The organism is Pedococcus bigeumensis, assembly GCF_006438965.1.
Taxonomy (GTDB): domain Bacteria; phylum Actinomycetota; class Actinomycetes; order Actinomycetales; family Dermatophilaceae; genus Pedococcus; species Pedococcus bigeumensis_A.
In genome coordinates, this window is sequence record NZ_RCZM01000003.1 from 533,838 (window position 1) to 546,409 (window position 12,572).

The following is a 12,572-nucleotide window of genomic DNA, read 5'->3' on the forward strand; positions in this document are numbered from 1 at the left end:
ACAGTGGGCGCATGAGCGACCCGACCCGTGACAACGGGGTGCAGCTGCGCAGCGCCCTCGACCAGGTGCCCGCCTACGTCCCGGGCAAGTCCGCGTCCGCGCCCGAGGGCGTCACGGCCTACAAGATCTCGTCGAACGAGAACCCGTACTCGCCGCTGCCGTCCGTCCTCGAGGTGGTGCGCGAGGCGGCCGGCTCGATCAACCGCTACCCCGACATGGCCGTCACCGAGCTCACCCAGGTGCTCGCCGACACCCTCGGCGTGCCTGCCGAGCACATCGCCACCGGCACCGGTTCGGTCGGCGTCCTCGGCCAGGTCATCGCGGCCACCTGTGACCCGGGCGACGAGGTCGTCTACGCCTGGCGCTCGTTCGAGGCCTACCCGATCGTCACGGCGCTCGCGGGCGCCAGCTCGGTGCAGGTCGGCCTCGACGACCACGCCCGCCACCGGCTCGACGCGATGCACGCGGCGATCACGGACCGCACCAAGGTCGTCATCGTCTGCACCCCGAACAACCCCACCGGCCCGATGGTCACCCATGCCGAGCTGGAGCGGTTCCTCGACGCCGTGCCCAGCCGCGTGCTGGTGGTCATCGACGAGGCCTACGTCGAGTTCGTCACCGACGAGGAAGCACCGCGCAGCCTCGAGCTCTACCGAGACCGGCCCAACGTGATGGTGCTGCGCACCTTCTCCAAGGCTTACGGCCTGGCCGGCCTGCGCATCGGGTATGCCGTGGCGCACCCTCCGGTCGCGTCGGCCCTGCGCAAGACGGCGACTCCCTTCGGCGTGAACTCGATCGCGCAGGCGGCGGCAGTGGCCTCGCTGAAGGCGTTCGACGAGCTGAAGGAACGGGTCGACGCCCTTGTCGCAGAACGCACCCGCGTGGTCGAGCTGCTGCGCGGCCAGGGCTGGTTCATCCCCGAGACGCAGGCCAACTTCGTCTGGTTCGGACTGGGCGAGCGCTCCGGCGACTTCGCGGCCGCCGCCCAGGAGGCCGGGCTGACGCTGCGGCAGTACGGCACCGACGGCGTGCGCGCCACGATCGGGGAGACCGAGGCCAACGACGTGCTCATCCAGGTCGCCGGCGACTTCCTCGCGGCCAACCCGGTCGAGCCGCCTGACACCCAGGCGACCGACACCGACGACCCCAGGTAGTCGGGGCGGGCCGGCCGCGACAGACTGTGGGCATGGTCGACACCTGGCTTCCTCCCTATCTCGCCCGCCCGGACCGTTACGGCCCGATGCCCTACCGGAGGGTCGGGCAGAGCGGCCTGCGCCTGCCGGCCGTCAGCCTCGGTCTGTGGCACAACTTCGGCGGTGACAAGCCGTTCGACGTGCAGCGCGCGATCCTGCGGCGGGCCTTCGACATCGGGATCACCCACTTCGACCTGGCCAACAACTACGGCCCGCCCTACGGCAGCGCCGAGGCGAACTTCGGCCGCCACTTCGCCGCCGACTTCAAGCCCTACCGCGACGAGCTGGTGATCAGCACCAAGGCCGGCTACGACATGTGGCCCGGTCCCTACGGTATCGGCGGCTCCCGCAAGTACCTCCTCGCCAGCCTCGACCAGAGCCTGACCCGGATGGGTCTGGACTACGTCGACATCTTCTACAGCCACTGCCCCGACGAGGACACGCCGCTCGAGGAGACCATGGGTGCCCTCGCCACCGCGGTCCAGCAGGGCAAGGCGTTGTATGCCGGCATCTCCAGCTACTCGCCCGAGCGCACCGAGCGCGCGGCCGAGGTGCTCGGCCAGATGGGTGTCCCGCTGCTCATCCACCAGCCGTCCTACTCGATGGTGAACCGCTGGATCGAGGGTGGGCTGCTCGACACCATCGGCGAGCGCGGCATCGGCTGCATCGCGTTCAGCCCGCTGGCCCAGGGGATGCTCACCAACAAGTACCTCGACGGGATCCCGGAGGGCTCCCGCGCCAGCCAGGGCAAGTCGCTGTCGCCCGACCTGCTCAGCGACGAGTCGCTGGCCCACGTCCGCAAGCTCAACGACCTCGCGTCCGAGCGGGGCCAGTCCCTCGCCCAGATGGCGCTGGCCTGGGCGCTGCGTGACGACCGGGTCACCTCGGTGCTGATCGGCGCGTCCTCGGTCGGTCAGCTCGAGGACTCGGCCGCTGCGGTCAGCAACCTGCGGTTCAGCGACGCCGAGCTCGAGGAGATCGACCGCGACGCCGTCGAGGCCGGGATCGACCTCTGGCGCTCCCAGTCCCGGCTCACCTGACCGGCCCACCCGGCATACAAACGTGCTGGTGGTGAGCGCACCGGAGTCCGGATTCTGAGATTTCCGGTGGTCCCGTTATCTTTGGCCTCAGCAAGGCCCACATGTGAGCGTCGCCACAAACGACGCCGCCAGCCTGCCGCAGATCCAGCAGCGGAGACCCCGCAGGGTTCCCGCGGCCCGAGCCGACGATGCCGCCACCCGCGGCTCGACGGAAGAAGGAGTGCCTGTGAGCGACAACGCAGTCGCCAGTTCCGGCAGCACCGCCGGCACCAGTCCCGCTGAGGACGAAGTGCTGGCCGAGCTGACCGCCCCGGTCCCGGAGGTCGGTGACGGCGGACCCGAGATGATCCAGCTGCTCACCCCCGAGGGCCAGCGCGTCGAGAACACCGAGTACGACGAGTACGTCAAGGACCTCACCGACGAGGACCTGCGCGGTTTCTACCGCGACCTCGTGCTGATCCGTCGCGTCGACGCCGAGGCCACCGCGTTGCAGCGCCAGGGCGAGCTCGGCATCTGGGCCAGCCTGCTCGGCCAGGAGGCGGCCCAGGTCGGTTCCGGTCGCGCGATGCGCCCGCAGGACTACGCCTTCCCGACCTACCGCGAGCACGGCGTCGCCTGGTGCCGCGGGGTCAACCCGCTCAACCTGCTCGGCCTGTTCCGCGGCGTCAACCACGGTGGCTGGGACCCGAACGAGAAGAACTTCCACCTCTACACGATCGTCATCGGCGCGCAGACGCTGCACGCGACCGGCTACGCGATGGGCATCCAGCGCGACGGCGACGTGGGCACCGGCGACGCGGACCGCGACGCCGCCGTGATCGCCTACTTCGGCGACGGCGCGACCGCGCAGGGCGACGTCAACGAGTCGTTCGTCTACGCCGCGGTCAACAACGCCCCGGTCGTCTTCTTCTGCCAGAACAACCAGTGGGCCATCTCCGAGCCCAACGAGCGCCAGACCCGCATCCCGCTCTACCAGCGCGCCCGCGGCTTCGGCTTCCCCGGCGTGCGGGTCGACGGCAACGACGTGCTGGCGGTGTATGCCGTGACCCAGCAGGCGCTCAACGCGGCCCGCAGCGGCAACGGCCCGACCTTCATCGAGGCCTACACCTACCGGATGGGCGCCCACACCACCTCGGACGACCCCACCAAGTACCGCGTCTCCGCCGAGGTCGAGGTGTGGAAGCACCGCGACCCGATCGAGCGGCTGAAGTCCTACCTCGTGCACACGCAGAAGGCCGACCAGGCGTTCTTCGACGCGCTCGAGAAGGAAGGCGACGAGCTCGCGGTCGCCGTCCGCGAGGGCTGCCTGTCGATGCCCGACCCGACCCCCGACTCGATGTTCGACCACATCTACGTCGAGGAGCACCCGGTCGTCGAGGCCGAGCGCAAGGAGTTCGCCGCCTACCACGCCGGCTTCGAGGGCGAGGGGAGCCACTGATGGGCAGCATGACGATTGCCAAGGGCATCAACAACGGGCTGCGCGCCGCGATGGAGCGCGACCCCAAGGTCGTCCTCATGGGTGAGGACATCGGCAAGCTCGGTGGCGTCTTCCGCGTCACCGACGGCCTCCAGAAGGACTTCGGCGAGGACCGCGTCATCGACACCCCGCTCGCGGAGGCCGGCATCGTCGGCACCGCGATCGGCATGGCGCTGCGCGGCTACCGCCCCGTCGTCGAGATCCAGTTCGACGGGTTCATCTACCCGGCGTTCGACCACATCGTCAGCCAGGTCGCCAAGATGCGGGCCCGCTCACTCGGCAAGATCAAGCTGCCGATGGTCATCCGGATCCCCGTCGGCGGTGGCATCGGGGCGGTCGAGCACCACTCCGAGTCCAACGAGGCCTACTTCGCGCACACCGCCGGCCTCAAGGTCGTCTGCTGCTCGAACGCCGAGGACGCCTACTGGATGATCCAGCAGGCCATCGAGTCCGACGACCCGGTGCTCTTCTACGAACCCAAGCGCCGCTACTGGGACAAGGGTGAGGTGGACGAGTCCGCCGCCCCGCGTCCACTGCTCAAGGCGCAGGTATGCCGCGAGGGCACCGACCTGACGCTGGTCGCCTACGGCCCCATGGTCAAGACCTGCTTGCAGGCGGCCGAGGCCGCTGCCGCAGAGGGCAAGAACCTCGAGGTCATCGACCTGCGGACGCTCAGCCCGCTCGACCTCGACACGGTTGCCGCGTCGGTGGAGAAGACCGGCCGGACCGTCATCGTGCACGAGGCGTCGACGTTCCTCGGCATGGGTGCGGAGATCGCCGCAGCGCTGCAGCAGCGCTGTTTCTACCACCTCGAGGCTCCCGTGCTCCGGGTCGGCGGCTACAACCTGCCCTACCCACCGAGCAAGCTCGAGGAGGAGTTCCTCCCCGACCTCGACAGGGTGCTCGACGCCGTCGACCGCTCGCTCGCCTTCTGAGAGGGACACCATGTCTGTACGTGAGTTCAACCTCCCGGATCCCGGTGAAGGCCTGACCGAGGCCGAGATCGTCACCTGGAACGTCAAGGTCGGCGACACGGTCAAGGTCAACGACATCGTCGTCGAGATCGAGACCGCCAAGTCGCTCGTCGAGCTGCCGGTGCCGTTCGCCGGCACCGTCACCGGGCTGCTCGTGGCAGAGGGTCAGATGGTCGAGGTCGGCACGCCGATCATCGCCGTCGACACCTCCGGTGGCGCGGCCCCGGTGCAGGACGCCCCGGCGGCGGGTGCCGTCGAGCCCGGCATCGAGGGCTCACCTGCTCCGAAGATGGCGGCCGCCGCGGCTGCCGCGGCTTCGGACGAGGAGGAGATCGAGGAGGGCAAGATCGGCGGCACCACGTCGACCGGTCGCACCGCCGTCCTCGTCGGCTACGGCGTCAAGCAGACCGAGGCCAAGCGCCGTCCCCGCAAGGGTCTGCCGTCGAAGGTCGACGCGCCGGACCTCTCGTCCCACGGCACCGACATCGCCATCGAGCCCGTCGCGATCAGCCCGGAGGGCACGCTGGCCGCTGCTCCGGTCGGATCGAGTGCTCCGGCTGCTCGAGAGGGTGGCGCCCGCGCGCTGGCCAAGCCGCCGGTCCGCAAGTACGCCAAGGAGCTCGGCATCGACCTCTCCAGCGTCGCGGGCTCCGGCGAGGGCGGCATCATCAGCCGCGCCGACGTCGACGCCCACGCGAGTGGTGCTGGCAACGCCGCCATCGGTGTCTCCCCGGTCGTCCCCTCGGGTGCGACGGGTGCGACAGCTGCGCCAGCCGGCCAGACGGCATACCAGGCACCGGTCTTCACCCGCGGTGGTGAGCGCGAGACGCGCATCCCGATCAAGGGTGTCCGCAAGATGACCGCCCAGGCGATGGTGGGCAGCGCGTTCACCGCGCCGCACGTCACCGAGTGGGTCACCATCGACGCGACCGCCACCATGGAGCTCGTCGACCGGCTGAAGAAGGACCGCGAGTTCAAGGACGTCAAGGTCACGCCGCTGCTGGTGCTGGCCAAGGCGATGACCGTCGCGATCCGTCGGCACCCCGAGATCAACGCGACGTGGGACGAGGCCGCCCAGGAGATCGTGGTCAAGAACTACGTGAACCTCGGCATCGCCGCCGCCACCCCGCGTGGCCTGATTGTCCCCAACATCAAGGACGCCGACCAGATGTCGATGCGCCAGCTGGCCGAGGCCATCGGCGCGCTGACCGCGACCGCGCGTGAGGGTCGCACCCAGCCGGCCGAGATGTCCGGCGGGACGATGACCATCACCAACGTCGGCGTGTTCGGCGTCGACACCGGCACCCCGATCATCAACCCGGGTGAGTCGGCGATCATGGCGTTCGGCGCCATCCGCCGCCAGCCGTGGGTGGTCACCGCTGCCGACGGCACCGAGACGATCGAGCCGCGCTGGGTCACCCAGCTCGCGCTGAGCTTCGACCACCGCCTCGTCGACGGCGAGCTAGGCAGCAAGTTCATCGCGGATGTCGGCGCCATCCTGGCCGACCCGGCTCGCGGCCTCGTCTGGGGCTGAGCCGGACCGGCTTCCGCCGAGCGTTCACCTGACTGTGCCGTGTCCCACCACGTGCGGCACGGCACAGTCACGTCCGACGTGGTTGCCGATTCAGGGCAGGTGCTTGTCCAGGCGCCGTAGCAAGGCGCCAAGGACCGGCCAGTCCTGCAGTCCGGCTCGGATGACCCGCGGCCGAGCCGCGGCGATGCCCCGACGCACCGAGCTGCCCGGCGTGCGGGTGCCCGCCTCAGCGCTGGCTCGAGCCCGGCGGTACAGCCACTGCGCGCAGCCGGCGCACACCCCGACCTCCGGATGGGACCCGAGTCGGGACAGGTCGTGCTCGTCGAAGGCTTCCCCGCAGCACCAGCAGGCGGGGCGCTCCAGCTGGTCGTCCGCGATCGCTTCGGTTGCCATCTGCCCATCGTCGCCCCGCCCGACGCTGGTGACCAGAGCTACTCGTCGCCCCGCAGGGTGAAGGACCGCAACCGGTCGCCGGTGAACCACAGGGATCCGCAGGTCACGAGGGCCGCAGCCACCACCGCGTAGCCGAGGCCGATGCCCTGGGCCGGGACCTTCGAGCTGATCTCAGTGGCGACCTCACGACCCCACGCGCCGATGGCCACCCACCGGATGCCGTCGAGGACGTTGCCGAGCACGCCTTCCCAGAGGAGGGCGAAGAGCAGCCCGATCACGACCGCGTGCCGCGTGAACGCCGCGAGCCCCAGGAAGAGCGCCGTGTATGCGGTGCCGGCCACCGCGCCGCCGACGCCCCAGGCGATCGCCTGACGTGGGTCCGACGTGTCCAGGACCAGCCCGGCAACCAGGAGCGGGAGGGCGCCGAGCACCACGGTGGCGGCCCATGCGACGACGTACTTGCTGGCGGCGATGACGTGCCGGCTCACCGGCTTCGACAGCAGGTAGACGATGGACCCATCGTCTACCTCAGGGCCGAGGACTGCGGTCGCGGCGAGCAGGGCGACGAGCGGCAGGGCGAGGGTGAAACCGAGGTGGAGGACGGCGTCGTAACCGACGGCGTCGTCGGTCAGGGCCTGGACGACGACGGCCAGCACCAGGAGCACCGCCGGGATCAGGACGAGGACGACACCGCGCCTGCGTCCCAGCAGCGCCTGGGCCGAGAGCCTGAGGATGGTGGGGTTCATCGGTCAGCCACCCACCAGGTAGGCGAAGACGCTCTCCAGCGACTCATCGGTGGGCGTGAGCTCGAGGATCCGGATCCCGTGCTGGCGCGCCACCTGGGGAAGCCGGACGGTGAAGGCGCCGAAGTCGGACACCGAGACATCGACCCCGCCCGCTCGACGCAGGGCGACGGCCACCACGGACGGCTCGGCGATCAGCGCGCCCGCGAGCGCCCGGTCGTCGTCGCCGACCACGACGTACTGCACCGGTCGGTCGGTCATCAGCCGTCGGATCTGCCCGAAGTCGCCGGAGGCTGCGTGCCGGCCGGAGACCATGACCTCGATCTGCCTGGCCACCTGCTCGACCTCCTCCAGGATGTGCGAGCTGAACAGCACGGTGCGTCCCTCGGCGCCCATCCGGCGCAACAGGCTCATCAGGTGCAGCCGCTGGCGGGGGTCGACGCCGTTGAACGGCTCGTCGAGCAGGAGGACGGATGGGTCGTGGACGAGGGCCGAGGCGAGCTTGACCCGCTGCCGCATGCCCTTGGAGTAGGTGCCGATCCGGCGCCCGGCCGGTTCGGTCATCTCGACCACCTCGAGCGCCCGCTCCGCTGCCGCGCCGGGATCGGCGAGCCCGTGCAGCTCGGCGTTGGCGAGGACGAACTGGCGACCGGTGAGGTAGCCGAAGCTGAGCTCCCGTTCGGGTACGAGCCCGATGGTGCGGTAGGCGTCGGTGTGGCGCCAGATCGGTTCGCCGTCGAGGGTGACGGTGCCCGCCGACGGCGCCACGAATCCCGACATGAGCGCGATCAGCGTGGTCTTGCCCGCCCCGTTGGGTCCGAGGAGGCCGGTCACGCCCGGTCGCACGGTCATCGAGATGCCGTTGACGGCAACGACGTTGCCGTACCAGCGCGATGCCTGGTCGATGGTGATGACACTCATGCCGTGGCCACCCGCCGGTAGCGCCAGACCAGTCCGCCGAGGCACGCTACCGAGAGCGCGATGAACACGACCACGTAGGCAAGCTGCATCGGCATGCCTGTCGGTGGAGTGGGGGTCTTGTTGTCGGTCCAGATGGACATCAGTCCGCGGTAGAGCGAGTAGGGCGAGAAAAGACCGGCGACCTCCCCCACCCGCGCATGCCCCTCCTGCTGGGAGATCCCCTGGATCGCTGTCACGATGCCGTTGCCGATGAGGAGCAGGGCGATGGTGGCGACCACGGCAAACCCGCGCCGAGTGGACCAGGAGGCGATCAGCCCGGCCAGCCCGGTGAGCGACAGGGCAAGCAGGAGCGCGAGTCCCACGGCGACCGCAGCGTCGCTGGTCTGGTCGGAGACATCCAGCTCGCCGAGCAGCGCCACGGCATACAGGACCAGGATCGGGAGCAGCAGGAAGACCAGGGTCGCCCCGAGCAGAGACGCCCAGCGGGCGATGGCATAGGTGCTCGACGGGAGTGGCCGCGCGAGGTACAGCGAGATCGTGCCGTGCCGGAGGTCGCGTGAGAAGAGCACCGGCGCCTGCGACGCCACGAAGATCCCGAGCAGCACCTGCGTCGTGGAGGCGTACTGCGCGTAACCGATGGGGAGCGCGTCGAGTCCGACGAACACCATCACCCCACCCACGATGACGGCGGGCATCAGGTTGAGCGCAAGCAGGATGAACGGCAGCACCTTGGACTTCCCCGAACGGCCGAGGCCGAACGCGTTCCGGAAGCCGGTGATGACCAGGGCGCGAGCGATGGCCGCAGGCCCCAACCGTGGGCCGGTGTAGGGCCGGTAGCCCAGGTCGTGGATGACGCTGCCGCCCTCGGGCGTCGCCGACGTCGGGTCAGTCATGCGTCACCTCCCGGGGGTCGGCGCTGGGCTGCGTCACAGCACCCGACCCGTCAGCGAAGACGTCCTCGATGTGGCGGTGGTCGACCTGGAGCCGGACCAGGCCCAGGCCCAGGTCGCTCGCGGTGTCGCGGATCAGGTCGTGCACGTCCCGCTCCCCGGCGGCCGCATCGACGGTCAGCATGGCGCCGCGCGGAGCCGTCGTCACCCCAGCCAGGCTCAGCGCCGCGACCATCCGCGCCTGCGCGTCGTCGCCGAGCACCTCGACGAGCAGGACACCCGTGGCATCCAGGAACTCATCAGTGCGCGAGGCCCGCAGCAACCGGCCGCCGTCGAGGACGACGACGTGGTCGCTGACCCGCTCGAGCTCGCCGAGGAGGTGCGAGGTCACGATCACCGCGATCCCGAAGTCACGCCCGATCCGCTGGACCAGGCCCAGCATCTCCTCGCGGGCGGCCGGGTCGAGGCCGTTGGTCGGCTCGTCGAGCAGCACCAGCCGAGGGTCGTGGGCCAGGGCCTGGGCGAGCTTGGCCTTCTGCTTCATGCCCGTGGAGTAGCCACCCATCGGCCGGTAGCGCTCCTCGGCGAGACCCACGTGGCGCAGCACCTCGGCGGCCCGCTCCCGGGCGGCGACCCGGGGAAGGCCGGACATCATCGCCATGTGGACGACGAAGTCGCTGGCGCTCACGTCCGGCGGCAGGCAGTCGTGTTCGGGCAGGTAGCCCACCGCTGCCCGGATCGCGGGGCCGTCCGACGCGATGTCGTGACCCAGCACCTGCGCGCGGCCTCCGGTCGCGGGGACCAGGCCCAGCAGGATCTTGAGCAGCGTCGACTTGCCGGCCCCGTTGGCGCCGACCAGCCCGGTGATCCCCGGACCGATCTCGAGGTCCAGGGAGTCCAGGGCGAGCACCGGACCGTAGTCCTTGGTCAGCCCCTGGGTTCGCACGACGGGTTCCACGCCAGCCAATGTAGCCGCGCCTCCTCGGCGGGCCGGCTCTTTCCGGATCAGGTCAGGGACGGTTCAGGGTGAACCCTTGCAAGGCGCTATGCCGTGCCCCACCACGTGGGGCACGGCATAGGACCGGCAACGAGCACGCCATCCGGGAGGTATGCCGCGTGGTTGCCCACGCGGCATACCTCGCCTCGGTGTGCGTGCCGGTCAGGCGGGAGGCGCGGAGGCGGCGTTCGCAGCGTCCGCGTCGGCCTTGTCGGACGCGCCTCGCTCGGAGTAGGCCGACCCGCCGCGGAGCTCGACGTGCGGGAGCAGCAGCATCACGAGGAAGCCGATCACCATCACGCAGGCGCCCACGAGGAAGACCAGGTCCATCGAGTTGGAGAACCCGGTGAGGATCGGCTTGGCGAGCCGTGCGTCCAGCTTCTCGATGATCGAGCTGTCCTTGAGGACATTGGAGATCGGTCCGGGGTCGCCGCCCTGGGCTGCGGACTGCAGGCCCTTGGCGAACGCGGCGTTGGCCGGGTCGGCTAGCACGGCCGGGTCGTGCAGGGCGCTCTGGAACTCCTTCGTCGGGGCAGCCTTGACCATCGCCGCGTTGATCTTGTCGGGCACCGTGGAGAACAGGATCGACAGGAAGACGGCCGTGCCGAGGGTGCCGCCGATCTGGCGGGTGAAGGTCGCCGACGAGGTGGCGACACCGATCAGCCTGGGGGACACGGCGTTCTGGACGGCCAGGGTGAGCGGCTGGAAGTTGAAGCCCAACCCCAACCCGAACGCCACCATCACGATGCTGGTCTGCCACAGCGGGGTGTCCGCCTTGATGTAGTGGAAGACGAACAGGGCGACGGCCAGCAGGGCCGACCCGATGATCGGGAACCGGCGGTACCGGCCGGTGCGGCTGATGATCTGGCCCGACAGGATCGAGCCGAACATGATGCCGAGCGTCAACGGGAGCAGCAGCAGGCCGGCCTTGGTCGGCGAGGCGCCCTTGACGATCTGGAGGTAGAGCGGCAGCGACGCGAGGCCACCGAACATCGCCATGCCGATGAGGACGGAAGCGCCGGAGGCGACCGCGACGGTGCGGTTCTGGAACAGGGTGAGGGGCAGCAGCGCCTCGTCCTTCATGGCCCGCTCGACGAGCAGGAAGGCGATGACGCCGATCCCACCGACGACGAAGCAGGCGATCGAGCGACCCGAGCCCCAGCCCCAGTCGCGGCCCTGCTCGGCGACGAGCAGCAGCGGGACGAGTCCGAGGGTCAGGGTGGCCGCACCCCACCAGTCGATCCGGTGGTCGAGGCGGGTGTGCTGCAGGTGCAGCGTGCGCGAGACGACGAACAGGGCGGCGATGCCGATCGGCACGTTGACGAGGAACACCCAGCGCCAGCCGTCGACCCCGAGGATGCTGGACTGACCGGCGAAGAACCCGCCGATGACCGGGCCGAGGACGCTCGAGGTGCCGAACACCGCGAGGAAGTAGCCCTGGTACTTGGCGCGCTCGCGCGGCGGCACGATGTCGCCGATGATGGCCAGCGCCAGCGAGAACAGGCCGCCGGCGCCGAGGCCCTGGACGGCGCGGTAGAACGCCAGCTGGAGCATCGACTGGGACAGCGTGCAGAGCACCGAACCGATGATGAAGATCGTGATGGCGGCCGAGAAGAACTTCTTGCGGCCGTAGATGTCGCTCAGCTTGCCGTAGAGCGGCGTCACGATCGTCGAGGTGATGAGGTAGGCCGTCGTCGCCCACGCCTGCTGGTCGAGACCCTTGAGGTCGTCGGCGATGGTGCGGATGGCCGTGGCCACGATGGTCTGGTCGAGTGCGGCGAGGAACATCCCCATCATCAGGCCGACCAGGATCGTGACGATCTGGCGGTGGGTGAGGGGTCCGTCGGGCCGCGCGGGCGCGGTGGCAGCCATGTCAGTTCTCCGGGTTGAGAGTGGGGGAAGGGGCGGTGCTGCGTGAGGTAGCGGTCGGGGTGGTGGTACGGCGGGCAAGCATCAGCTCGCGGGAACGTTCGAGGTCTGCGCCGAACCGCTCGAGGTGACCGGCGAAGTCGCTGGCCTCCTCGGCGGTCCACTCGCCCATCAGCTCGCGGAACCACTCGGTCCGCTGCTGCTGGATGCCTGCGAGGAGGGTCTGGCCCTCCTCGCTGAGGCGCACGACCTGGGCCCGTCCGTCGTCAGGGTCGCTGACCTTGTCGACGAGACCATGGCCCTCGAGGGTGCTCACCTGTCGGCTCACCGTCGAGACGTCCGAGTGCACGTACTCGGCGAGCACCGAGACACGACGCGGCTCGGCGGCGAGGTTGAACAGGATCGGGTAGGCGGTGGCGTCCACGGCGGGGTGGATGCGTGGCGCGTGCTGGCGCAGGGCCTGCAGGAGCTTCATCAACCGGATCAGGCCGACGCTGACGCGCTCAGCCGTCTGCCGGTCGAGGTGGTGCTTGGACATGGA

General features: G+C 69.9%; 12 protein-coding genes. 5 read left to right on the forward strand and 7 right to left on the reverse strand.

All coding sequences use genetic code 11. The features are described from left to right. Positions 1–11 precede the first annotated feature (11 nt). From hisC to EAH86_RS11030, 5 genes are all read left to right on the forward strand, one after another. Complete coding sequence (gene hisC, locus EAH86_RS11010) at positions 12–1,154, forward strand: histidinol-phosphate transaminase (protein WP_140740452.1); 1,143 nt, start codon at positions 12–14, stop codon at positions 1,152–1,154. A 32-nt stretch (positions 1,155–1,186) separates the two neighbouring features. After that, positions 1,187–2,233 carry an L-glyceraldehyde 3-phosphate reductase gene (gene mgrA / locus EAH86_RS11015; protein ID WP_140740455.1) on the forward strand — a complete coding sequence of 349 codons (1,047 nt, stop codon included), beginning with the start codon at positions 1,187–1,189 and terminating at the stop codon, positions 2,231–2,233. 226 nt (positions 2,234–2,459) lie between these two features. Continuing rightward, positions 2,460–3,671, forward strand: coding sequence for a pyruvate dehydrogenase (acetyl-transferring) E1 component subunit alpha (gene pdhA / locus EAH86_RS11020; RefSeq protein WP_425325225.1), 1,212 nt, complete (start codon positions 2,460–2,462; stop codon positions 3,669–3,671). Next, positions 3,671–4,645 carry an alpha-ketoacid dehydrogenase subunit beta gene (locus EAH86_RS11025; protein ID WP_206665802.1) on the forward strand — a complete coding sequence of 325 codons (975 nt, stop codon included), beginning with the start codon at positions 3,671–3,673 and terminating at the stop codon, positions 4,643–4,645. The genes pdhA and EAH86_RS11025 overlap by 1 nt, the downstream gene beginning before the upstream one ends. A gap of 10 nt (positions 4,646–4,655) precedes the next feature. Then, on the forward strand, positions 4,656–6,218 hold the full coding sequence (locus tag EAH86_RS11030; RefSeq protein ID WP_140740457.1) for a dihydrolipoamide acetyltransferase family protein: 1,563 nt from the start codon (positions 4,656–4,658) through the stop codon (positions 6,216–6,218). A gap of 90 nt (positions 6,219–6,308) precedes the next feature. Here the strand turns inward: EAH86_RS11030 and EAH86_RS11035 are convergent, their stop codons facing one another. From EAH86_RS11035 to EAH86_RS11065, 7 genes are all read right to left on the reverse strand, one after another. Beyond that, positions 6,309–6,611 (reverse strand): hypothetical protein, encoded by a 303-nt coding sequence (locus EAH86_RS11035; protein WP_140740460.1) that lies wholly within the window; start codon positions 6,609–6,611, stop codon positions 6,309–6,311. A gap of 38 nt (positions 6,612–6,649) precedes the next feature. After that, positions 6,650–7,357, reverse strand: coding sequence for an ABC transporter permease subunit (locus EAH86_RS11040; RefSeq protein WP_140740463.1), 708 nt, complete (start codon positions 7,355–7,357; stop codon positions 6,650–6,652). A 3-nt stretch (positions 7,358–7,360) separates the two neighbouring features. Beyond that, positions 7,361–8,275 carry an ABC transporter ATP-binding protein gene (locus tag EAH86_RS11045; RefSeq protein WP_140740466.1) on the reverse strand — a complete coding sequence of 305 codons (915 nt, stop codon included), beginning with the start codon at positions 8,273–8,275 and terminating at the stop codon, positions 7,361–7,363. Next, positions 8,272–9,168, reverse strand: coding sequence for an ABC transporter permease (locus tag EAH86_RS11050; protein ID WP_140740469.1), 897 nt, complete (start codon positions 9,166–9,168; stop codon positions 8,272–8,274). Before EAH86_RS11050 ends, EAH86_RS11045 begins: the two co-directional genes overlap by 4 nt. Continuing rightward, positions 9,161–10,123: an ABC transporter ATP-binding protein gene (locus EAH86_RS11055; RefSeq protein WP_140740472.1), complete on the reverse strand. Its 963-nt coding sequence runs from the start codon at positions 10,121–10,123 to the stop codon at positions 9,161–9,163. The genes EAH86_RS11050 and EAH86_RS11055 overlap by 8 nt, the downstream gene beginning before the upstream one ends. Positions 10,124–10,324: 201 nt before the next feature. Beyond that, on the reverse strand, positions 10,325–12,034 hold the full coding sequence (locus EAH86_RS11060; protein ID WP_140740475.1) for an MDR family MFS transporter: 1,710 nt from the start codon (positions 12,032–12,034) through the stop codon (positions 10,325–10,327). Position 12,035: 1 nt separating this feature from the next. Next, positions 12,036–12,569, reverse strand: coding sequence for a MarR family winged helix-turn-helix transcriptional regulator (locus tag EAH86_RS11065; protein ID WP_140740478.1), 534 nt, complete (start codon positions 12,567–12,569; stop codon positions 12,036–12,038). Positions 12,570–12,572 lie beyond the last annotated feature (3 nt).